The 23,712-nt window shown below is 45.7% G+C and carries 20 protein-coding genes and 2 pseudogenes; 6 read left to right on the top strand and 16 right to left on the bottom strand.

Annotated elements, in window-relative coordinates; genetic code table 11:
- Positions 1-72: 72 nt before the first annotated feature.
- The 6 genes from HGO26_RS04605 to HGO26_RS04580 all read right to left on the bottom strand — a co-directional run bounded on the left by HGO26_RS04605 (position 73) and on the right by HGO26_RS04580 (position 6,608).
- Positions 73-786: a helix-turn-helix transcriptional regulator gene (locus HGO26_RS04605; protein WP_028760503.1), complete on the bottom strand. Its 714-nt coding sequence runs from the start codon at positions 784-786 to the stop codon at positions 73-75.
- Between the two features lie 109 nt (positions 787-895).
- Positions 896-1,345 carry a GyrI-like domain-containing protein gene (locus HGO26_RS04600; protein ID WP_168824100.1) on the bottom strand — a complete coding sequence of 150 codons (450 nt, stop codon included), beginning with the start codon at positions 1,343-1,345 and terminating at the stop codon, positions 896-898.
- A 101-nt stretch (positions 1,346-1,446) separates the two neighbouring features.
- A complete protein-coding gene (locus HGO26_RS04595; protein WP_006081088.1) occupies positions 1,447-1,830 on the bottom strand; it encodes a VOC family protein in 384 nt (127 codons plus the stop codon).
- Between the two features lie 169 nt (positions 1,831-1,999).
- Positions 2,000-3,721 (bottom strand): phospho-sugar mutase, encoded by a 1,722-nt coding sequence (locus HGO26_RS04590; protein WP_168823616.1) that lies wholly within the window; start codon positions 3,719-3,721, stop codon positions 2,000-2,002.
- A gap of 166 nt (positions 3,722-3,887) precedes the next feature.
- Positions 3,888-5,426: a hypothetical protein gene (locus tag HGO26_RS04585; RefSeq protein ID WP_168823614.1), complete on the bottom strand. Its 1,539-nt coding sequence runs from the start codon at positions 5,424-5,426 to the stop codon at positions 3,888-3,890.
- A gap of 195 nt (positions 5,427-5,621) precedes the next feature.
- A complete protein-coding gene (locus tag HGO26_RS04580) occupies positions 5,622-6,608 on the bottom strand; it encodes a TerC family protein (protein ID WP_168823612.1) in 987 nt (328 codons plus the stop codon).
- 690 nt (positions 6,609-7,298) lie between these two features.
- On the opposite strand from HGO26_RS04580, the gene HGO26_RS04575 reads away from it, so the two are divergent.
- Positions 7,299-8,924, top strand: a complete 1,626-nt coding sequence (locus HGO26_RS04575) for an oligopeptide:H+ symporter (RefSeq protein WP_168823610.1) — start codon at positions 7,299-7,301, stop codon at positions 8,922-8,924.
- A gap of 25 nt (positions 8,925-8,949) precedes the next feature.
- Here the strand turns inward: HGO26_RS04575 and HGO26_RS04570 are convergent, their stop codons facing one another.
- The 6 genes from HGO26_RS04570 to HGO26_RS04545 form a co-directional block, all read right to left on the bottom strand.
- The gene (locus tag HGO26_RS04570) at positions 8,950-9,189 is read right to left on the bottom strand and encodes a DUF3624 domain-containing protein (RefSeq protein ID WP_168823608.1); all 240 of its coding nucleotides are present in this window, start codon (positions 9,187-9,189) and stop codon (positions 8,950-8,952) included.
- Between the two features lie 35 nt (positions 9,190-9,224).
- On the bottom strand, positions 9,225-10,370 hold the full coding sequence (gene oleD, locus HGO26_RS04565) for a 2-alkyl-3-oxoalkanoate reductase (RefSeq protein WP_168823606.1): 1,146 nt from the start codon (positions 10,368-10,370) through the stop codon (positions 9,225-9,227).
- Between the two features lie 150 nt (positions 10,371-10,520).
- Positions 10,521-12,365 (bottom strand): olefin beta-lactone synthetase, encoded by a 1,845-nt coding sequence (gene oleC, locus HGO26_RS04560; RefSeq protein WP_168823604.1) that lies wholly within the window; start codon positions 12,363-12,365, stop codon positions 10,521-10,523.
- Positions 12,365-13,276, bottom strand: a complete 912-nt coding sequence (locus tag HGO26_RS04555; RefSeq protein ID WP_168823602.1) for an alpha/beta fold hydrolase — start codon at positions 13,274-13,276, stop codon at positions 12,365-12,367. The genes oleC and HGO26_RS04555 overlap by 1 nt, the downstream gene beginning before the upstream one ends.
- A 168-nt stretch (positions 13,277-13,444) precedes the next feature.
- Positions 13,445-14,494, bottom strand: a complete 1,050-nt coding sequence (locus HGO26_RS04550; RefSeq protein ID WP_028760522.1) for a 3-oxoacyl-ACP synthase III — start codon at positions 14,492-14,494, stop codon at positions 13,445-13,447.
- Between the two features lie 253 nt (positions 14,495-14,747).
- Positions 14,748-16,097, bottom strand: a complete 1,350-nt coding sequence (locus HGO26_RS04545; RefSeq protein WP_168823599.1) for a methyltransferase — start codon at positions 16,095-16,097, stop codon at positions 14,748-14,750.
- A 219-nt stretch (positions 16,098-16,316) separates the two neighbouring features.
- Between HGO26_RS04545 and HGO26_RS04540 the strand changes: the two genes are divergently transcribed.
- Positions 16,317-16,550 carry a DUF1289 domain-containing protein gene (locus HGO26_RS04540; RefSeq protein ID WP_006085323.1) on the top strand — a complete coding sequence of 78 codons (234 nt, stop codon included), beginning with the start codon at positions 16,317-16,319 and terminating at the stop codon, positions 16,548-16,550.
- 57 nt (positions 16,551-16,607) lie between these two features.
- On the opposite strand, the gene HGO26_RS04535 is transcribed toward HGO26_RS04540, so the two are convergent.
- The 3 genes from HGO26_RS04535 to HGO26_RS04525 form a co-directional block, all read right to left on the bottom strand.
- Complete coding sequence (locus HGO26_RS04535) at positions 16,608-16,970, bottom strand: YajD family HNH nuclease (RefSeq protein WP_028760525.1); 363 nt, start codon at positions 16,968-16,970, stop codon at positions 16,608-16,610.
- A 178-nt stretch (positions 16,971-17,148) separates the two neighbouring features.
- Positions 17,149-19,125: a BCCT family transporter gene (locus tag HGO26_RS04530; RefSeq protein ID WP_168823597.1), complete on the bottom strand. Its 1,977-nt coding sequence runs from the start codon at positions 19,123-19,125 to the stop codon at positions 17,149-17,151.
- 398 nt (positions 19,126-19,523) lie between these two features.
- The gene (locus HGO26_RS04525; protein WP_028760527.1) at positions 19,524-20,105 is read right to left on the bottom strand and encodes a DUF502 domain-containing protein; all 582 of its coding nucleotides are present in this window, start codon (positions 20,103-20,105) and stop codon (positions 19,524-19,526) included.
- A 187-nt stretch (positions 20,106-20,292) separates the two neighbouring features.
- Between HGO26_RS04525 and HGO26_RS04520 the strand changes: the two genes are divergently transcribed.
- Entirely contained in the window at positions 20,293-20,688 is a 396-nt protein-coding gene (locus HGO26_RS04520) for a VOC family protein (protein WP_168823595.1), read from the top strand.
- On the opposite strand, the gene HGO26_RS04515 is transcribed toward HGO26_RS04520, so the two are convergent.
- Positions 20,659-20,931, bottom strand: a complete 273-nt coding sequence (locus tag HGO26_RS04515; protein ID WP_168823593.1) for a hypothetical protein — start codon at positions 20,929-20,931, stop codon at positions 20,659-20,661. The two genes, HGO26_RS04520 and HGO26_RS04515, sit on opposite strands and share 30 nt — an antisense overlap.
- Positions 20,932-21,377: 446 nt before the next feature.
- On the opposite strand from HGO26_RS04515, the gene HGO26_RS04505 reads away from it, so the two are divergent.
- The 3 genes and pseudogenes from HGO26_RS04505 to HGO26_RS04495 all read left to right on the top strand — a co-directional run.
- Positions 21,378-21,950 (top strand): hypothetical protein, encoded by a 573-nt coding sequence (locus HGO26_RS04505; RefSeq protein ID WP_006082331.1) that lies wholly within the window; start codon positions 21,378-21,380, stop codon positions 21,948-21,950.
- Positions 21,951-22,055: 105 nt separating this feature from the next.
- Positions 22,056-22,775 (top strand): annotated as a pseudogene (locus HGO26_RS04500) (transposase); the annotation flags it as partial.
- A 627-nt stretch (positions 22,776-23,402) separates the two neighbouring features.
- Positions 23,403-23,712 (top strand): annotated as a pseudogene (locus tag HGO26_RS04495) (IS4 family transposase); the annotation flags it as partial.

Below are 23,712 nucleotides of genomic sequence, written 5' to 3'. Positions count from 1 at the left end.
GACACTAGGATCAGAGAGATCTCGATACAACTAGCCAGTTACTAGCAAATTAAAAATGTAATACAAAGCCACTCATTCGAGTGGCTTTTCTTTCGCTTCTGCTCGCGCCTTTGATTGCTCATCCATCAGGCAAATATAATCTTCAAGCTCTTGCCCAAGAGTGAGATCAAAATGACGGTTTAACCGCACAAGACCTGTGATGCGATCGACCCTGAAATTACGAAAATCAGCACGTAGCTCACACCATGTCAGTAAGGTCCAAGTACCACGCCAAAAATAGATGGCGAGCGGCCTAACTTCCCGCTCGGTGACATCCAGTTTGACATCTTGGTAGAAGAGTTTGACGTATTCGCGTCGCTGAGCCGCATTACGCAAGGGATCGAGGAATTGGAACTCATTGGAATCGAGGTAAAAGTCCGGTGAAAACATCAAGGATTGATAGGCTTGTAGTCGTTTTGGTAGTACGGCTTCGACTTTGATCATCGCCTGCCTCGCTGCGCTACCAAGCTCCTTACCACCCCAAGTTTGCACCATACGCATGCCAACTTGAATCGCTTCGAGTTCGGCTTCGTTAAACATCAAGGGCGGAACATTAACCTCGTGGCGCAACAAATAGCCGACACCCGCTTCCCCTTCAATAGGAATGCCACTTAAACACAAATCCTGCACATCACGGTAAATCGTGCGTGTAGAAACCTCTAACCGTTCAGCCAACTCTTGGGCTGTGGTCAGGCGTTTATGTTTGAGAATTTGCACTATTTGAAATAGGCGATCGGCGCGGCGCATTAGCTCTGGTTTAACCCTTTATCTATCAATCAATTGATTAAGTATTATTACCCTAGGTCAATCGCTGGTATGTCCTTGAATACACACTTGAGTGTTTTTACGATTTAAATCATAAAATCCCGATATAAATCTCAACCTCAGTGGCGCTGAGATAGACTTCAAAATCCGTTTGATAGCGTCGCTGATGAGAGCAATCAGCCGCGCTAAAATAACCCCACACTTGCCCCCAAAGATCGATAACACACTGGGGCATATCACCCTGAGCTGTGAATTTAAGGTATTCGCCCGCGTTAAGCTCCAATGGCGTAAAATGACTTGCATCAACAGGGGCATCAATTGCCTTACCCACCAGCACAGAAAACTCGCCATTCATGTCTGACTCATAGTCATAATACACGCCATACATGGGCGAATTGAGCATAGCGGTGAGCTGGGATGATTCAAAAAAGGCTTGCCACAGACTACCTATTCTCGCGCTATCGACAGACATTTCTGCCCGATTATTCGTGCGGGTGCTTAGTCCAAGTAACGGTCGAGCATCAATATAAACCACATCCATCTTTGTTTCTTCCATAGAAATCTAAACCCATGCTTTAGTTAATTGCGTGATTTTAGCGTCGTGCCTTAAGGCCACGACGCTAATACATTAATCACTTACGACTACTTATCCTTAGACCACAGACCGACTTTGTTACCTTCGCTATCGGCAAATAAGGCGATATAACCACACTCACCGTCTTTTATCGGTGTGACTGGCAGGATAATCGTCACCTCTGCTGCGATCAGTTTATCCACTAAAGGTTGCAATTGTGCGCTGAAATGCAGATACACAGTGCTGCCTTGCATCGATGGTTGGCTCATGCTGCATTTGACTAGCCCTATGCTCGCCGCACTCGCATCTTCGGTGACTATGGTCGCATATTCCATGTCTTCCATATCGTCACGTTTAAACTCAACCCCAAAATGCTGCTGATAAAAGGCAACGGCACGGTTCATATCACTGACAGGAATTTCACCCCAAACTAACGGTGCAATAGATAACATTTTCACTTTCTCCTTGTTGAAAAATATCAATGATTCAAAATCTTATTTATAAAATTCAGAACTGAATCATTAACGGGCGACAACAAGAATAAAACAAGGCTACTGACAGCATGATGTCAGTAGCCTTTTAATAAAAGTGAATGTTGAGGGTTTTGGCCTAGTTAAAACGTTACTTTGGCAAACTGGCTTGATGTGCCTGAATAAAATCATCCATGGCTTTGCTCGCCCTCGCTTGGGCACTGGCTAAGGTATCTGTATCAACCATAGTTTCTACCACTTCGTAGTAGCACTTAATTTTAGGTTCTGTGCCAGATGGTCTGACGATCACCCGAGCCCCGCCCGCTAAGCAGTAAGTCAATACATCGCTCGGTGGTAAGTCGATTTTCTCAACATTTCCATCGGCAAAACGACGCTCAAGTGCCTTTAAATCATCGGTTGAGAGCACATCTAACTCACCAATCTTAACCGGTGGATGCTCGCGCAAATAGGCGCCAATATTGGGCGTGTCAGGTTTTAGCGCAATGCTCACCTGCGCATTGAGATGGAAGCCATGCTCACGGTAAATTTGCTCGAGTCTGTCCCAAATCGTTTGCCCCTTCGCCACCAGCTCGGCAGCTAATTGGGCAAATGCCACCAGCGCCGACAAGCCATCTTTATCCCACACCATACTGCCAACTGTGTAGCCAAGGGCTTCTTCATAGGCAAACAGGAATTGATCCTCAGGCGAAGTTTTTGCAATCCCCACATTCATCAGCCACTTAAAGCCGGTGAGCGTGGTAAAGCTTTGCGTGCCAAACCCTTGAGCAATTTTAGATAACAGGCTCGATGACACTATCGTTGTGCCCGTAAGTCGTTGATTATCTTTGGCGTGAGATAACAAGTAATGCCCAAAGAGCACACCGACTTGATCGCCCGTCAACATCTGATACTCGCCATCCTCTTTACGCACTGCGACCGCAAAACGGTCGGCATCGGGATCGTTAGCACAGGCGAGCATAGCGCCGTGTTTTTTCGCCTCGGCAATCACTAAATCCATCGCCCCTTTTTCTTCAGGGTTTGGGAAGTTAACCGTCGGGAAATCGCCATCGGGTTCACGCTGGGAGGCAACCGAATACACTTGGGTGAAACCTGCATCTTTCAATACCGTTTCGGCCATTTCGGCACCCACGCCGTGCATGGCGGTATAGGCTAAACTGACCTTTTCAGGAGCGGTATGGTTTTGCAGCACCTCAGCTTGCTGCACGCCATGACGATAACTTTGGTAAAAATCGTCCTGCAGGATAATTAACTTACCTTGGTTTACCGCGCCATCATGCTCTAAAAACGGAATCGCTTGATTCGCGGCGCGCTCAATTTGCGCGGCAATGCCAGAGTCGTGGGGCGGAATAATCTGCGCGCCATTCTCCCAATAGACTTTATAGCCATTGTATTGCGGCGGGTTATGACTCGCGGTCACCACAATGCCCGCTGCCGCATTAAAATGTTTTACCCCAAAGGCCACTAGCGGCGTTGGCGCTACTTTGGACGTTAAGCGCACCTTAATCCCCATAGCGGTGAGCACACTCGCCGCATCATGGGCAAAATTAAATGAATCGTGGCGGCCATCATAACCAATCACCACGCCACGCTCGGCTGCATCTTTAATCTGATCAAGTAGATAAGCACCAAGACCAGCAGAGGTTTGGCGGATCACCAAACGGTTCATCCCCATAGGCCCTGCACCGACGACACCACGTAATCCTGCGGTGCCAAACTCCAAGCGACCCGCAAACCGCGCCGCGAGTTCGGCATCATTGCCGCTATCAATTAGGGTTTGTAACTGGGCTTGAGTGCGAGGGTCTGGATCATTTTCAAGCCAATGGTTTACCTGTAACTGCAGATGGGTATTCATATCACGCCTCATTGAAAATCATTTGCAATCACCTTAGGAAAAAGCACGTAGAAGAACAAGCTAATTTGCATTAATTTCAAAATAAGCCATGGGTATTGCCATAAAAAACGCACTATCTAACAGGTCATGCCAGATAGTGCGTTGGTTTTAAAATTAAACGCCAACATTAGCGCGAGGGTAAAGTGCCATCAAATATACGTACTTTGATATTCTTTTTCAGGTTATCTTGGTCTTGTTGCCATTCTTGCCACTGGGTGAGACTGATACTGAGCTGCAATGAAAAATCAGTAGAAATCCACTGTTTTTGCCCTTGAGTATATTTAGGTGCAGGGACTATGTTACTGGGTCCAACGAAGGATGCAGAACACATAAAGGTTTTGAAATACACTTGGTCAATCGATAAATCGAGGGCGCTGGGCGATGTTAAACATTGACCACTGCCCGGCTCTTGATACGAGGCAAATTGGTACAGGATTGCCGGTGTATTATTGGTACTATCGGGAACTGAAGCTGTTTGATGACAAGATAAACAGCTACTTAATGCATTATCCGCAGGGCCATTTAGGCGCCCATTACACCCTAAGTGTCCCGCATTGGTGTGCTCATTCAAACGGCCAACAACCTCTTGAAATACGGCGCTATCCTTAAGCCCTGTGATTGGTTTTTGAGGGAATGCTGCCGCTCCCACAGTTGCTGGCGGCGTGTCATTCCCCCACATTAATCCCAGAGGTGAGATACGATCCCAAGGATTTTTCTCTTTCGCTTTAAACTGACCATCGGCGACAAAAGTGCCATAGGCCCAGCCCACGGGTGAACGGCTGTCGCGCACTGCAATATCAAACTGCAATAAGTACACATCGGCAACAGAGCGCGGGCATTGCTCTGTTTCCTGTTGGAAACTACAGGCACTGCCATCGGCGTTTTTACATACACAGAAATCACTGGCACTGATATTGGCTTGCCAAACAGGTACATTTTCAAGGAAAGGATAGTTATTAGGCGTTGCGGTAGTGAACAGTAACTTGCCAATCACACTACCTTCATTAAATGCAAAATTTTGCTGGGGCATCACAGGTGATGGCGTCCCCGTCCATACCTTGCTAATGCTGTTTGCCGCCTGAGGATTATAAAAACCCACCGCCCACATAGTGGTTTTAAGGGAGCCTTGGCCTTTTATCTCCATAGTAACGGGGGCTTCTCGGGTCAAGCCATGGATAAATTCCCGCCCACTCATGGGATCATAGGTCTGATAGGGAATATGGTACCAAGAGCGCACCTTATTGTTACACAGATCCCAGTCTTTACTGACATCGCCTTTGTCGATGTTTCCCTCTTGGATGTACTTCATCACAGCCCAGAGGTATTGCTCAGCTTGGGTATTTTTATCACTTTCACTCAGATTTTTATCGAAGGGATTGAATTTAAGCCAAGGTGCAGCGCTATCTGGTTTAGCACTCGAATAAGCATCACTGAGGCTAAAAATAGGCCCCTTCCAGCCCGGATAGGCTTGATTGATGGTGACCTGATTATCCCACATACCTGTTTTTGCAAAAGCAGGATCTTGGAAGTAACTTGGATAGGCTCCAGTACAGGTTGAATTTGCGTTAGATCTAGTGTTAGGCGATTGCTTATCTGCAGCTTTTGCGTTGACTGTGGTCAATGAACAAACGGTGAGCAGAAGTATGGCGGTAATGTTGAGTTTCATAATATCGTCCTTGAAGAGTATTAGTCCTAAAAACTCCCTTTGTGAGCCTAAAACTAACAACGGCTCAAATTAAGCATAGACTAATTTTTAACATCTTCTGTAAAGCTTAACGATTCACATATTAAGGATATAAAAAAGGCCGTTTAGCATGACTAAACGGCCGAAACATATTGCTTATTGGACTAGCCGTCCAAGCTATTTCTCAACTTCTTGCCCATGCGTCTTCCACAGCGAATACAGGACACCTAAGACTAACAGACCAAAAGTCACACCAAGGGACACTGCTGTTGGGATAGTAAAGTCCACTATTCCCTCGTGATTGAAATACACTAAACCCACTTTCACCCCAATAAATACTAATACCACTGACAGCGCATATTTAAGGTATTCAAAACGATGCACCATAGCAGCCAACGCAAAATACAAAGCACGTAGCCCCAGAATCGCGAAGATATTCGAGGTATAGACGATGAAAGGATCTTGGGTAATCGCAAAAATAGCTGGAATACTGTCGACTGCAAACACTAAATCCGCGGTTTCCACTAAGATCAACGCCAAGAATAACGGCGTCGCCCACCATCCTTTTGTTAACTGATGATCTTCGCCACGTACCCAGAATTTTTCTTTATGCAGCGTTGGCGTAAAACGCATCTTAGTGCGTAACCATTTATAAAACTTATTGTCTTGGATATCACCGTGCTCATCGTTTGAGAAGAGCATTTTCACGCCAGTGAAAATCAAGAAGAGTCCAAATAACACAAGTACACCTTGATACTGGGCAACAAGCACAGCACCAAGACCGATCATAATGGCACGCAACACTATTACGCCCATAATGCCCCAGAAGAGCACTCTATGTTGGTATAAACGTGGGATACCTAAGCTACTGAAGATTAACGCGATAACAAATACGTTATCCATAGACAGTGATTTTTCAATCAGATAGCCCGTTAGGTATTCCATACCGGCGGTTGAACCCTTGTACCACCAGAGCCAGGCCCCAAACAATAAGCCCATACAGATATAAAAGGCTGAAAGCTTTAAACTTTCAGCCACGGTAATTTCATGCTGATCCTTGTGCAATACGCCAAGGTCAAAGGCTAATAACGCCAGCACAAAACCGAAAAACATTAACCAAACCCAAAGCGGGTAACCCACAAATAGGGTGGTAAAAAACTCCATAAGTCTCCTTAGTAACGCATAACGACTGATCTAAATCAGTAAAGTTGAGCAGATAGACATTAACTCATTGTAGAAATATAAACTGTGAAATCTTATATGAAAAATGCAACTATCAAGATTAAAATTCTTTTACAATCAATATAATTATGGTGCTTATTTATACTTATTCCTCGAATAAGTGTACTTCTCAATCACAGCGCTTCCCTGAGAAAATCATCTAACCCACCCATTCGTGACATTCCTTTAGATAGCAGCCTCGAACAAGCGCGTAGATGCTCTACCAATAATGAAAAATTGCTATCAATCATAAAACTTACACTATCCATTAAACGACGAACTACAGCTAAATCAAGGCTAAAGCCGCTAAGATAAAACTGCCACAGTTGAATTATGGCCACTATTTAGCACTCATTTCTTAACTGAAAATGAATTAATTTAACCGCTTAGTATTGCTATAGCGAGCCTTAAAGAACGGCTAAAAATGTTAGTTATACAAAATATTCATCACTTTCAAGACCCTTGGCTGTTCCATATCATCCGAGTGTGATTAACTGCTGCAACAGCGCCGTCTTTTAGCGATCAAAAGCGCCGCGATAATCACAAATAATGAAAAATAATTAATAAAATTCATTACGATAAAATGAATCATTAGCTGCTCGGCGCATAAAGTGCCAGCATTGGGAGTCTTAAGTGTCAATAGAACAAAACCCGCCGCACGCAATGCAGGGCCCACAAGGCTCGCCCCCAGCTGAAATGCTATTTGGGCATCCTAAGGGCTTATTTGTCTGCTTTTTTACCGAAATGTGGGAACGCTTCTCTTTCTACGGTATGAAAGCATTACTGTTTCTTTACCTGATTAAATATCATCTATTTACTGATGAATTTGGTTACAACGTGATTGGTGCTTACGGTGCCTTAGTGTATGCCATGCCCGTAGTGGGTGGCTTATTGGCCGACCGCTATATCGGCATGCGCAAAGCGGTGATCTTTGGCGGTGTTTTATTGGTGCTCGGCCACTTAGGTATGGCCTTTGAAGGCCATCAAGCGGTTATCGTTGCGGGTGAAGTTCAACGGGATGAACAAGCGCTGCAAGTATTCTATTTATCCCTCGCCTTAATCATTGTCGGTGTGGGCTTTTTAAAACCCAATATTTCCACCATAGTCGGTCAGCTTTATCCTAAATCATCCGCTAAGCGAGATTCTGGTTTTACCATTTTCTACGCGGGCATCAACTTAGGCGCCACCTTAGCCCCGCTAATTTGCGCTTATTTAGGTGAAACCTATGGCTGGAAGTACGGTTTTGGTTTGGCAGGTTTAGGGATGTTAGCAGGTTTGTTGGTGTTTATTCGTGGCAAAAAACATCTGCAAGGCTTCGCCGAACCCAGAGATCCTGCGCGGATTTTAAAGAAAACCGCCGGCATAACGACAGAACAATGGATTTACTTAAGCGCAATTGGCAGCGTAATCATAGTCTGGGGGTTGATTCAAACCCACTCCCTCGTACTTTCGATTAGCAGTTTATTACCCGCAGTGAGCCCAGTGATTTGGTTCTTGCACTCAGTATCACTAGTGCTTGCCCTTGGTATTGGCTGGTTCATGGTGAAACATTGTAATCCGATTGAACGTCAACAGATGTCGGCTTTGCTGCTTTTCATCGTTGCGGGTTTGGTCTTCTTTGGCTTATATGAGCAGACCTATGGCTCTTGGGTAGCATTTTCGGACCGTGTGATGGACCGTAACATGCTCGGCCTCGAATGGAGTGCGGGACAGCTAACCTTCCTCGGTGCCTTCTTTGTGATCAGTTTGTCGCCTATCTTCGCTTGGCTGTGGCCAGCCCTCGCCCGTAAAAATTGTGACCTAAGCAAACCAGTTAAAACCGCACTCGGTATTTTGTTCGCGGGTTTATCCTTTATGGTGCTTGTGCTCGGGATCCAGATGCCGCTAAGCAGTGGCTTAGTGAGTATTTGGTTCTTAGTCGCGGCTTATTTTGTATTAGAAATCGGGGAGTTATTGCTGTCGCCCATAGGTTTATCTGCCGTGACTCAGCTTTCGGTAAAACGTGTAGTCAGCCTGATGATGGGTGCTTGGTTCCTCGGCACTTCATACTCTGAAATCTTAGCCGCCGAATTAAATAAACTGGCAGCAATTGATACCCAAGGCGGCGTGATAAGTGACGTACCGAGTGCGATGGCGCTATACGAGCAACTGTTTATCTTCTCGGCGCAAATTGGCGTGGTGATGGCATTAGTCTTCTTTGCCCTTGCGCCATTAATGAAAAAAATGATGCACGAGAAAACGGCTACTAACTCAGTTTAAGCATACAAACAGAAAGTCAGCTGGCTTACTTTCGCCCTCTGAGGCGACGGTAAGCCAAAACGATAAGGTGCAAAGCAAGTAACCCCGTAAAAGCCGCGCAGAAAAACAGTAATGCAATCGAGTTTACATCCCTAGGCGCATCACGATAAAGCCACCACCACAGCGGCCAGCAAATGGCCGATAAAGCCGTAAGCTGCCACATACAGCGTTTGCAGCGACCAATCTTTTGCCTGAAAATCGACGTTTTACAATCACCGCAACTCATAAATCACCAATACCATGATGGCAGTATATCTAAAACTAAAGCGACACTTTAAGCCTTGCCATCCCTTGATTAATAGAGACGAGCGCACGATAACCTAAATCTCGTTTAGCTGCGCTGATATCAAAATAATGGCTGCAGGATAACTGCCGTGCGACAAAACGCGTCATCATGGGCTCTTCTTGCTTCTTTAGGAGGTAATGTACACTTTCTAATACTGCGCCTGCTACATAGGCCACAGATTGAGGCACACGCTTAGTCACTGGCGGCAAAGCATCGCAGGCCAAAATCAGATTGATCATCTCGGCCATAGTGATGGGTTCATCATTACTCAGAAAATAAGCTTTCCCTTGACACTTAGGCTTTGCTTGGCAAAGTTCCAGTGCCGCCAGCACATGGGCATAGGCAGCGTTATCTATGTAGATGGTATCGACTAGCTTATCTTCGCGGCCAACCAGTTTAAGCTTACCTAAACGCCCGCGCGACAAGACCCGAGGCACTAGATGGGGATCGCCAGGCCCCCATATCAGATGCGGCCTGAGTGCGACGGTTTTTAACGCATAGGGTGCAGTGGCTTGAGTCGTCACTTGGCTAGATACTTGAGTCACATCAGGATTTTCAAGTGGCATGTCACCCACTTGATTGGCGTCGAGCATCATCTTTTCAGCGATGGCTTTAGAGTGGGCATAATGATTCAGGAATCTTGTGGCATAGGGAGTAGACTCATCAATACCTGATTCATCCTGCCCTGCAAAGGTCACACTCGGGGTACTGGTGTAAACTAACTTATCTATTTTTAATGCCTTACAAGCGGCAATCACATTGGCAGCGCCCTTCACATTCGGACAAAAATAGCTGTCTCTGTCACCCCAAACACCCGCTTTAGACGCCACATGAAATACGATATCGCAGCTTTGCATCGCCTGTTGCAGCAGATCTTTATTGACTAAATCCCCTTGCAGCATGACTACGCCCAGTGCTTCAAGTTCCGGATAATGCCCACGCGCAAAACCTGTGACTTTAATGCCCGCAGCTAACAATCTCAGGCAAATCGCTTTACCTAAAAATCCCCCCGCTCCCGTGACAAAGGCGTGTTGCACCTTAAGGGCGAGCTGCGCGAGTGCAGTTTGTTCAGCCGCATCAAATTGGGCAAGCGTCGTGCTCTTGATTGGGTCTTTCGTCATTAAGGGGTATCCATTTCAGCACATTTACATGAACTTAAAGTCGGTGTAATAAGTTTAAAATAAGCACAAGGGCTTAAAAATAAGCGAGTTTGTTCAAATGAACACAGAATATAACGTAAAAAATGCAGGAAAAAGCCGTGGAGTTTCAAATCAACCTTTCGTTTGCGATTGCGCCCAAACGGCTAATTTTTCTCTAAAAATCTTGGCATTATGCCGCACATCCACAGGGAAATCAGGATGGATAAGAAACCGCCTTATGCCCTGAGTCTGCGTAAATTGCTCGGCGATGGCGATCAAATCTTGGTACAACTGCTGACTCTTATTGCACACCAATGACTGGTCGAGTTCGATACAAATTAACGGCTCTATCTCGTTCGCCACTTTCACTCCCACTAAAGCGGAGCGCTTCACATTGGGATGCGTATTAAAAATGCGCTCGCAGGGAATGGAATAATAACGTTTAACAAACAATCCGTTAAGAGTGGCGTCGACTCTGTGGGCCTTACGACCACACATCCACAGAAGACCTTGATCATCAAGATACCCCAAATCGCCCATGCGGTGTCTAACGGTATTGGTTGCCGAATCCCAAATCTTGGCCGCCGCAGTCGCGCGTTTGCCTTGGCTTTCGTTTTGGCTAGCGTGCTGACTATTGTTTAGATAATAGGACTGACTCACCATAGGCCCCTGCACGACTATCTCGCCGATTTCACCGTTATTCAGCACTAAGGCATCATCCCACTCGGGAATAACCTCTTCGCTGATAGCAATAATGCGAATCGTCACGCCATCGATAGCGCGACCGACACAGATACCACCGCCGTTATCTGTGATGTCAGTCGTGGCAAATAACGCATCGCTGGCAATCATACTAATAGGCAAAGATTCGGTTGCGCCGTAGGAATTTAAAATCGGCACACCTTGGCTCAGCATCTTACTAAAACGGGCGATGGAGGCAATGGTGGCTGGCGCACCCGCGGAAATCACCCGCTGTACGCTGGGCAGTTTATGCTGTTTTTGTTCCCCCGCGCGGCCTAAACGTTCGAGCAAAGCGGGATTAACAAAAATATTACTGCATTGATATTTCTCAATCGCGGCAAATAGAAATTCAGGATTAGCAGTAATAGGTTTGCTGGCATCCATTTCTGGAACGATAGACGCCATGCCAAGTGCGGGACCAAAGAGTGAAAACAGCGGAAAAGTGGCTAAATCGCGCTCGCCATGGCAAATGCCATAATCGTTTTTTAGCGCTTGAATTTGTGCCTCAAACATACCATGGCTATACACCACACCCTTAGGCGTGCCAGTGCTGCCACTGGTAAATAAAATCGCCGCTATCTCATCAGATTTAAGCATCACCATGGGATATTCAGACTTTGGAGCAGAAGATTGTACTGAGGTGCTTTGCAGCAGAGTCGATAAACTTATCGCACCAGTACCGATACGGATTAACTTTGCCGCTAAGCCTGTTTTGCCGTCATCAACATTGAGTAATGACTTAATACTGCCCTTACCCCAACCAAATAGACGTCTAGCAATATGAGCCTTGGGAATACCAATAAAGGCATCGGGCGCGGCTTCAGCAAAACACTGTTTAAGATTGCGGATCCCCATGCCGGGATCAACTAGGATAGGAATAACCCCCGCTTTAAACAGCGCAAAAGTAAGTGCAAAAAAATCCAAACTCGGCGTGACCATAAGCACAGCCTTCATGCCGCGCTCAATGCCATGGGCGTTAAGCGCAAAGGCTATCGCATCGCTTTGTCTGTCTAGATTAAGAAAGTCCAACTCGCTGTAACGCAAATTCGCCACAGAAGCGCCCTGAGCGCTTTGTACTGCTACCGCAAGATGATGGGGAATGGCATGGGCGGCTTGCTTGAGATGACGACAAATATTGGCATCATTGATTGTTGCTGACGCAGAAGTGCCACTTAAAAGTGACTTTTCCAACGGCGTCACTAAAGGAGCAACTTCAGTCTCAAGCAAGGTCGACATTAACCTGCGGCCTGTTCGGACTGCGCCGCTTCTACGTGGTCGTCAGCCATAAAGCCTTTGATATGGGCAATCACTTCATCGCTGGCATCTTCCAAAATGTAGTGACCACAATCGGCAAATTCATGCACTGTCGCATGGGGCATGTGTTGGCGCCATTTCGCTAAAAAGTGCTTATCGAATACAAAGTCCTTGAGGCCCCAGCAAATCAGGGTCGGCACTTTGGCAAACTGCGGTAAACTCGAAGCAATATCAGAGACTAATTGATAATTTCTATCGCCTTCACGCAGCGGAATATCCTGCACAAAACGCAGCGTCGAAATGCGATTAGCCCAAGAGTTAAACGGCGCGACATACGCCTCGCGAATGTATTTCGACATCGGCTGACGCTTAACACCCACATAGGAAGCAATAGACGAAAAGGCATTGAAACCGCGTACCAACACAGTGCCTAACAGGGTATTACGACAGATCCACAGCGGCCAAGGGAATGGTTTAGTCTCGGGCAAATGGAAAGCGCCCGTGTTCAATATCACTAGGCGTTTAATGCGCTCAGGATAATGCGCCGCATAACCCATACCTATCATGCCGCCCCAGTCGTGTACGACTAAGGTAATATTTTCTTTCACATTCAGGCTATCGAGCAGGGCTTCGAGATCGTCGATACGATTCTTAAGGGTATAGTCATAACCACTATCGTCTGGCTTATCCGACAGGCCACAGCCGATATGATCCGGCACTATGCATTGGTGAGTGTCTTTTAAGGCGCTAACAAGATTGCGGTAGTAAAACGACCAGCTAGGATTACCGTGAACCATCACCACAGGCTCGCCTTGCCCCTCGTTGATATAATGTAGCTTGTTGCCATTACGGCTCAGAAAATGACGTTTAAAAGGCAACAGAGTGTCTAACATGACGCTTCCTATCTTGATTCTTTATGAGAGCGAATAACGGGTTATGTACAGCTGGCTTAGCTTATCGACAGAACTAAAGACTAAGCTATCAACTGAATCATGGACTTACTGGGTTGACTCGAATGTATGCCAGCCATCAAGCAAAGGCGTGAAAAGGTGCACTGCACCCTACCACTTAATACCTAACATCATGCAATTCAATCCACTGCCTATGCCTAAAAAGCTCACTTGATCGCCCGCTTGTAAAAAGCCTTGATCGTGCGCCATCGCAGCGGTCACAGGTAACGACACTGTGCCCATATTGCCCAGTAGCTGGTACGTTGGAAATTCTTTTTCGGGGGGAATATTGAGCGCACTCAGTACTTGCTTACGATTTGAAGCGCCTACTTGATGGCAAATCACTTTGTCCACTTGCTCCACCAGCCAATTACGCTGCTCAAGGAAATGCTCCCAAGTGTGCTTCGCCAATTCAACGCCTTCTTTAAGCAAGGTAACGGCATCGGTACGCATAAACTCGCGGTACAGATTGTGCCCCACTTCCTGCAGACCCCATTGACACAACTGATGATGCTCAGGCGCCGATAAGTGCGATGCACCCAGCAATTGATGCTGACGCACATTTGTCAGCGGCAAGCTGCCATCGGTAAGAATCACCGCCACGGCACCAGAACCACCGGTTAAGGTCGCCAGTGACTGGGCAAAATTCTGCATGGTCGGATCGGCCAACATGTTATCGATAGTGACATCGACAATATCCCGCGCCGACTCACAGGACACCACCATACCCGCCTTGATTTGACCCAACTCAATACGGTTCGCGATATCTAAAATACCCGATAACACCCCAAGACAAGCATTGCTGATATCGTAAATCGCAGTGTCTTTTGACACACCCAATTCGGCAGCAATACGACACGCGGTCGCGGGCTCATGTTGATCGCGGCACACGCCGGTATAGACAACAGCACCTAAATCGGCGACATCAATCCCAGTTTCAACCATGGCTTTACGGGCAGCTTTAATCGCACCGTCGGACAATTGATGTCCTTTTGGCCACCAGCGGCGTTCGGTAATCCCAGTCAATGCGGCAAGCTGTCCCATAGGAATACGGAACTTTTGATACAAAGGAGCAAGACGAGACTCTAGCTCACTACTGGAAACCACAACAGGCGCCAGTTCATAGGCCAGGCTATTAATAAATACGCGGGAATATTTCATGAAACTGTTTTATTCGCTCACTAGAATGACTGACCAGCAGGTCAGCTTTCAGTTGTTATTCGTCATTAATGCGACATTTGAACAAGAAAAGCCCGATGATTCAATAAAAAACCATCTTGAGTGTAAGACTTGTCTCACAGCGCAGGTTCCAAACACGACGGCCCTGAATTCACTATCACTAAACTTAAATGCGCTAATATAGAAATAATTCATAAAAAACATCACAGTACAGCATATTTTTAGACGCGCAAAATTATACCGCCATTTTTTGCGCTAAAATCAGCGTATTTCTTGGTGTAACGCTGTTTGCACAAAATTCACCCACGCAAACACCATATCCTTGTTCCTGCAAAAAACAAGCGCGATCTAAGATGAGCCACTGCTCCAGTGCGCTGCGGAATAAATGCGCGACTAAATCGATACGGCGAGTTAATTGTTGTCTTTGTCGCCCAACGTCAAGCCAAGCTTCAAAATCCCTGTTTTTCGCAAGATTAACGGCCTTAGTCTCGGCCGCCCACAGGCAAAAATCCGTAAAACTGCCGCTCAATTGACTCTGTTTTAACGAGGGTAAAGGCAAATATTCGTCTATTTGTCGACATTCACGTTGCAGTGCATCAAAGCCTAAGCGCCACGCAATTTCTTGATGGCGTAGCGCCTGCTGTTTGGGATTAGCGATCACACTCTGCTGCAGCGGTAACTGTAAATCATGGCGACTGAGCTTTAGGCTGCTCTGCTGAGCAAGAATGGATAACGGCTGATAATGGCTCGCTTGAATTAAATGATAACAGCAGGGAGAAATCGCCAATGCCTGCGTGCCCGCCTCGGCTGCTAGCGTTAACAGCCGAACATGCAAATCTCCGCAGGCATGCAAAGCAACCGCTTGCTGCTGAGCGGTTAAGGGGTTAGTTGTTAACGGATTCGCTGCTGAGGGATGTTCAACTGGTGTTTCGACAGTGGCTATAGCCCTGTGCTCAGCGCCAATAGCAAAGGCATCGGCGCAAATAAAAGTCTGCGATAACTGCCACTTATCAGCAAAGGCCTGCCCTGCTTCACACAGCGGCGCTTGCCATTCTAAACTCACCACTTCGGCGCCGCGAGCTTTAGCGATCAAGCGGCCCAAATGCCCTTTACCCGCACACCATTCCAGCACAGGTAAATTAAGCTGCGGTAAATGCTGCACAAAGGCGGTAATTTGCTGCCATTTTCGGCCTTTAATGTGAGCACTAAAGTGCGCCTCATCATCAAAGGACAAACCGCGGTCCTGCGCTTTATCTACCTTTGTGGTATCGGTAATCCCAATATCAGCAATGGCAGTGGTGAGCAATGACAAGTCCCAATATTGGCCTAATGCCCTAAGATCGTGACTTAATGCCGGTGACAGTGCCTCGACCAGCAAAGATTGTTCGGCATCGAGTCCATCAAGCTCATCATCAGCCAGCGCCCACACAGCTTCGGCCAACTGCGGAAAATCCTGTGCCCAAGGTAAAGCGTTCACTTCAAATGCACGCACTTGCCACAGGGCTGCACTCTGCTCAAGCAGTTGATTAATTTCGCTAAATCGCTGTGAGTAAGTAAGTTGTCGCTGCAGGTTATCTTGGTTCACGTCATGCCCAGTGTAAAAAATACTTGTCTCACCTTAGGCTAAGGGAATGCGCCCTAAAGATGACTTTATGCGAAAAAATGTTAGTATCGCGGCCTTTAAACACTCAACCATATCGTTAACTGAATACACGCGTTAGCGAGCATAGGTTAACGAACTTTGATTAACTGGCTTCGGTTAACTGGCTTCGGTTAACTAGCCATAAGGCTCCAAAGGACACCTATGCTTTCACCTTGCGTCGCACGCTGCGGTTTAAATGACGAAGACTACTGCATGGGCTGCTTTCGACATATCGATGAAATCGTCAGTTGGCGTACGAGCAGCGAAGCACAACAAGCAGCCATTTGTCAGCAACTTCCCGCCCGTAAAGCTTTATTTGAAGGCAGTGAAAATCAGCATATTTTAAGTCGTGATAAATGGTTAGCTGCCGAGGCGCGTTTAACCGACAAGGACTAAACCCCATCCGCTAACGCCACCCTCTGCGCAAGCTCATCCAGCTAACAGCCCACAAGACTATTTTTTCAGCATTGATTTCAAGTCAGCAAAGGGATTGTAGGTCGCCGCCGCTTGCTTGGTTTCTGTGGTGCTACCGTAACGGATCAATTCTTCAAAGCGAGAATGTTCGTTGTCATGGCAATAAAGACATAATAATTCCCAGTTTGAACCGTCTGACGGGTTGTTATCGTGGTTATGATCCCTATGATGTACAGTCAGTTCACTTAAGTTTTTTGGGGTAAATTCGCGGGTACAGCGGCCACACACCCAAGGATAGAGTTTTAACGCTTGCTCACGGTAACCGCTCTCACGCTTAGCTTTGTACTCCCGCGCATCGGCTAATACTTTATCTAACTTACTCTGGCCTGGCACTGATGACATAGTGTAATCCCTAAAACAAACCCTAAAAAAATTGCCCCAAGGATAATCCGAGTTATCACTTGGGGCAATATCTCCCGCACTTTGCGGGTTAATCGTGCGCGATTTGTAGACGTAAATGGCTAAGCTGACTTACGTTACTGGCTTAGCTTACTTAACTTACGTTACGGGCTTACGTTACTTAACTTACGTGGGCATGATCGGCATTCGACAGATGCAAATAGTGTAAGTATTTTTCATACTGAGTCACCACATCCGCGAGAATTTGCTCTTCGGTATAACCCATCACATCGTAATGCTGACCACCTTGTTCAAGGTACACTTCGGCGCGGTAATACAAGGTATTGCCCTGCTCGATTTCAGTCCCTATTGGGTTAGTGATATCAAAACAACGCGTTCGTACACCGTAAACAAAGGGCAAATTCACCTCATTGCTGATCACTAGTCGCACGCGGCCATCTAAGTATTCAAGATCGGCCACTATGCCTTTAGCCATAAAGTGTTGGCACACTTTAGACAAAGCGGGCGTAGCCACATTATTCAAGAACACTTGCGCTTCTTCATGGGTAGGATGCGAGACTAAAACCCCAATACGCTCTTCCCAGCTCATATTAGTTTTGGCGTATTGCACACTAGTATTGTGTAACTGCACGCTATTAATCTTCAGCCAATCATTTTTCAGGGCTTTAAATAGGCCCAGACACATGAATAGCATCACCACTAAGAACGGCATAGCACTGGCGATTGCCGCCGTTTGCAGCGCCTGTAACCCACCCGCTAACAACAATACCGAAGCAACGACCCCTTGCAACAGTGCCCAAAAGATCCTCTGCCATACGGGGGCATTGTTATCGCCGCCCGAGGTTAGATTATCAATCACTAAGGATCCCGAATCCGACGAGGTCACAAAGAAAGTGACGACTAAACAAATCGCAATCCCAGAAAGTAACGTAGGAAACGGCATGTGCTCGAAAAACACAAACAAGGCCACTGACACATCGGTATTCACCGCCTCGGCAAGATAGGTCGCGCCGTGATTCATAATCGAATCAATCGCCGTATTACCAAATACCGTCATCCACAGAAAGGTCAGCGCCGATGGCACAAATAACACACCAATCAAAAACTCACGGATGGTACGGCCGCGACTCACACGCGCAATAAAAGTACCGACAAAAGGAGACCAGGAAATCCACCAGCCCCAATAGAGCAAGGTCCAGCCTCCGAGCCAATCTTCCTTATGTTCATAAGCGTACAAGTTAAAGGTTTTGCCCACTAAATCACTTAAGTAACTACCAGTATTCTGCACAAAAGCCTGCAACAGCATAACCGTAGGGCCAAGGATCAAGACGATAAGCAATAAAATAATCGCGAGACCCAGATTGAGTTCGCTTAAGCGTTTCACGCCTTTATCGAGACCAGAAAATACCGATAATGTCGCCAATAAAGTAATGCCGATAATCAAACACACCTGCACCACAGCATTATTGGGTAAATCTTCAAATAGATAACTCAGACCCGAGTTAACCTGCAACACCCCAAAGCCCAGTGATGTCGCCACCCCAAACATAGTGCCAAGCACAGCAAAGGTATCCACTGTATGGCCAATAGGACCATAGATGCGTTCACCAATTAAGGGATAAAGCGCACTTCGCGGCAATAACGGTAACTTATGTCGATAAGAGAAATAGGCCAGACTCAATGCCACCACAGCGTAAATCGCCCAAGCATGCAGTCCCCAATGGAAGAAAGTGATCTTCATTGCCTCTTTTGCGGCAATAAGACTCTCTGGAGTTGCATCCGGCGGCGCCAGATAGTGCATCACAGGTTCGGCTACCCCAAAAAACATCAAACCTATGCCCATACCCGCCGAAAACAACATGGCGATCCAGCTTTTATAGCTGTAGTCAGGCACTGAATGATCTGGTCCTAGTTTGATATCGCCGAAGCGACTGACCATGACAAATATGATAAAAATCAGGAAAAACGCCACACTTAGAATGTAAAGCCAACCGGCTTTCATTTCTATCCATGACTGCATTGATCTAAAAAAGGTGTTTGCCTCTGTGGGCCATACTGCGCAAATCATCACCATCAAGATGATGAAAAAGACCGACGAATAAAATACCGGCGGATTAATACTAGACTTGATTGACATTGACTCTCCCTATTTCTAGCGGGTTCACACTCCAAATATCTCAACATACCAACGGCGAGATAGGACAAAACTTATACTTAAAATTTGGTTAATACTGCGTGGCTCATCTATGACCAGTATGGGGGAAATCCCAAAGATCATGGCAACGACTCGCTATGGCTAAACGCGACAGGATCTGAACAACGGGATTAACAACACTCGACTTTTTTAAGCCAATGATTGATGGATAAACAGAATTAACACCACTAAGGCAGCTAACACCCACCTTTAGCATAAAACAAATATATTACTAGAATATTCAGCATAAAAAATGGCGACCATATTGGTCGCCAAAAAATTATACCACAAAAATCATCAAATTTAATTTTAAACGCTAAAACGCACAAACCTTCATCGGATTACTTAGTCGGTGACTGCGAGATACCAGCAGTTAAATTGAAGCGCATCGCCTCCTCAAACGACCAATCAACCATAATTAAATCATCCCGCTTAACTAAGCTCGTCACGCCCGCCATTTGATAGCTCAATTGGAACAACACAGGCACCCAATCGCCCTCTGGTAGCGCATCTAACAAGGGCTGTGGCGGCGTATCCGTCATAATAAAGCCCACCACAAAACTGCCATTCGCCTGTTTCACTAACACTGTCTTTTGGCTTGTTGGCTTACCATCACGATTCATCAAAGAGGCGATATCACGGATACTGCCATAAACCGATTTAAACAATGGGAAACGCATCAACTGGCGCTCAAGCCAACCATAAAGCCACACAATCGGGCTGACCGAAAACAGCAGGCCCACGGCAAAAACTAATGCCACCACCAGCATAAATCCCGCGCCGACAAAGTGTTGGTTAATCCCTACCAACTCTAAAATCACAATTCCTAAACCATCTAACGATACAAACAGCGACCAAAACAGCCACAAACTCAAGGCCATAGGTAATAGATTCATTAAGCCGCGGGCTAAGGTTTTCTTCATCACACTCTCATTCGGTCATAGGGATATAATAGGCACAAAATATTTACGCAAAAAAACGCCACAAATGCTACCACAGAGTCACTTTTGCACCAGCACATGATGTAAGGTATCTGACTCTTATTCGTCTCAAGTGTAGAGATAGCGTTCAAAATCAGAGCCCACTCTGAGCCATTCTAAGGAAAGTAAAATGCGCGTAACCCGCTTAGATCATTTGGTCTTAACCGTAAAAGACATCGCCGTCAGTGTCGAATTTTATCAAACCGTGCTCGGGATGAAAAAAGTGGTATTTGGCAATCAGCGTATTGCGTTAAGTTTTGGCGACCAAAAGATTAACTTGCACCAAGCGGGCGCAGAATTTGAACCTAAAGCCGCAGCAGCCATGCCCGGCAGTGCCGATCTGTGTTTTGTGGTCAGCCACAATATAGAAGAAGTGATCGCCCATTTAAACGCACTTCAGATTGAAATCATTGAAGGCCCAGTGCTACGAACCGGCGCCACAGGCCGGATAAACTCTGTCTATATCCGCGACCCCGATTGTAACCTGCTTGAGTTATCAGAATACCTGCCTGCCTGCACGGGATAAGCGAATTTTGGCAAAGGTAAGCAAAGTTAAGAAAGTGTAATCTGTCAGTTCTGCTAGCACGCAGCGAGCAGAACTGCAGTTGACGTTATACTGGTTCACTCCCATTTGAGATAACACTCTCGACAGTTGAGTGGCATTTATTGTCATTATTTCCCCAGTGACTCGCCATAAACTCGTCCCTGAGGGCTCGACGGCTGCATCCATGCCGCCAACGGTCACTGTTGCAACAATGCCAATCCTCACTAACCCTCTCGCTTTTCATTCAGCTAAAAAGCTATTGCCCCATTCCTCGTTAGCAATGGTGCATCTAGCTCACTTCAACATTAGTATGTTGGCCCAATTTTAGTAATGCTACAGAGTTCTGGCCTTATCAGTTTGATCCAACCGCAATTACGTTAGCCAATAAGAAAATGTGGTACGAGTGTTAGCCTGAATATGGGGCCAAAATGCTGTCAACCAAGGTCAATAATCAGTCAGGCGTGAGTGTGGATGTATAAGAAAGCTAAAACGATATCAAGTGATTACGCATCAAACTGTATAAAAAACCGCTACCGCAAAAAAGCAAATTCCTATAGCATCATCTATACCAATTGACATGGATGTGGCAGCGGCCAAGTCCAACAAGCGATTTATACCCTGCAAACAGCGCAGCGCATAAATACTAAGACGTTAGCTTCATGGATAAATCGATGCTTTTAGAAAAATTGCAGAATTCGTTAAGAGATGCATTTCAAGAATGTATAAGTTCAAATTATTCTAAGCCTAGATTATTTCATGCAGCGAGAAGTAAAGCTTGGGTGAAAAACATCGCAGCATCATTTAGAGAAGAATATGTTCAAACTGAATACAGAGTTTTTTCAGCAGATTATTCTGATAATAGAAGCGAATTTAAATTAAATGAATTGCTTTTTGATATTAGTGTTGTGAATGTTAAATCTATACCTTCTGCGTCAAACAAGAAGCAGCTAATCTATGTGAATAAAATGGAATGGGCTATTGAAAGTGAATTTCAAAGAAGCGATAGTCGCGCTTCTATAATCGATTTTAGTAAATTGGCCATGGCTCGATCAGAAAATAAGCTATTGATACTCTCTCAAAGTAAAAGTATAAAAAATTGGGCGTTATCAATACTGAGTGGTGCTGTACCGGAAGATGGCGATAATTACTTCTTAGCATTTGTACCTCATCCTGAAAGTTGGGATGAAGACATGAAAGTGGAACTATATTCTCATGGTAAAGATGGCTGGGAAGCAAGAAGCTAACAAGGCAAGGAGAGCAAGGAGAGCAAAACTGGACACCCAGCCTTAATGGCGCAGTTGTTAACCTCCGACTATAGCTTGGGTTAAGCATTAAACAAGGAGGTTTGTATGCCGCGCCCTCGCAGAACTCAAATTAGTCTTGAAGATACGCCCTATTACCATTGCTGTAGCCGCGTTGTTCGGCGTGCGTTTTTGTGTGGCGATGATACCTATTCTGGAAAAAACTATGACCATCGCCGTGGTTGGGTTGAGTCACTACTGTTTGAACTTGAAGCCGTTTTTGCCATTGATGTGGCAGCCTTTGCGGTGATGTCGAATCATCTGCATGTGGTGCTGCGGGTCGATATCGACAGTGCCAATCGTTGGACTGACCGCGAAGTACTTGAGCAATGGCATAAGCTGTTTAAAGGTGAGTTAGTTGAAGCTCACGAGGTCAACCGATTAAGGCATTCAATCGCAATTTACCGCAGCCGATTATGCGATATTTCATGGTTTATGCGCTGCCTTCATGAACCAATAGCAAGACAAGCAAATCAAGAAGATAACTGTACTGGTCGTTTTTGGGAAGGACGCTTTAAAGCCCAAGCCTTACTCGATGAAGCCGCTGTGTTAACCTGTATGGCCTACGTTGATTTGAATCCGATTAGAGCCCAAATAGCGGATACGCCAGAACAATCCGACCATACCAGTATTCAGCTGCGCATTCGGGCCGCATTAAAAGGTGAACAACCTAAAAATCTACTGCCTTTTATCGGTAATGACCGCGAGAACCAGCCTAAAGGCATTGCGTTTTCCTTAACGGATTATCTCGAAATAGTTAGGCACACACATAACTACTTCATACTTTCAAAAGGGAAAGGTATGTATTGGTACCTCACAATCTTAAGCTACTCCTTATTTGTACTCGCCATAGCTTTATTATTTTATAGATTACACCTGTTATTTACAGGCAGCAGAGTTTCTGGTGTAGTCACTAATTTCATCACTAGAAACAGAAGCCTTACTGGCACGGCCAAATCAACACTTATAGAAATTTCTTACAAGAATTCAAGTGGAGTTGACTGCAAATTTGAAGCTGACAATGGATTATTAGTTTATATCTATAAAATAGGAGATTCAGTGAGTCTATCAGAGAGAAATGGAAAAATAATCGTTAATTCATTATTCAATATTCTCACTGTACCAATTTTTTTATTTACAATGAGTTATGTAATTTTTAATTTTCTGGCCTAACAAGGTAATCAAGCGGATAATTTTTAAATCTACATGTTACGTGAATGCACGAAAGGTGAGCCATGGTGATTAGCGAGACGACCGTCCGCCCCATGGACGGGGCGGTCGAGCACTGAAGAATCCCCTGATGATTTACATATAAATCATTAGATTGGAGTGAACTTACACCTTGAAGTGTGATCAGATGGAAGTGCGAACAAACATCAATCACAGGGCTTCAAGGTGCAAGTGTTAACTATCTTACATCAATCTCTCTATCAACATTGTCCAGAAATCCATCAAAAGCGACTCAATACCCTCATGGTTGCTTGCCGAGCACTTATCAACGCGGATTGCCTCACCCTAACGCATTTAGGGCGGCACATTGATGGCACCAGCACTCATACTAAGCACTCAATAAAACGCATGGATAGATTGTTGGGCAACCCGCATCTTCACCATGAAAGAATGGCTGTTTATCAGTGGCATGCAAAGTGGTTGCTAACAGCACATACGATGCCGACAATATTGGTGGATTGGTCAGATATGCGTG

This window comes from Shewanella oncorhynchi (genome assembly GCF_012584455.1).
GTDB classification, from domain to species: Bacteria; Pseudomonadota; Gammaproteobacteria; order Enterobacterales; family Shewanellaceae; genus Shewanella; species Shewanella oncorhynchi.
The sequence above is the reverse complement of the archived record's forward strand: the minus strand, read 5'-3'. Positions and strand labels throughout refer to the sequence as shown.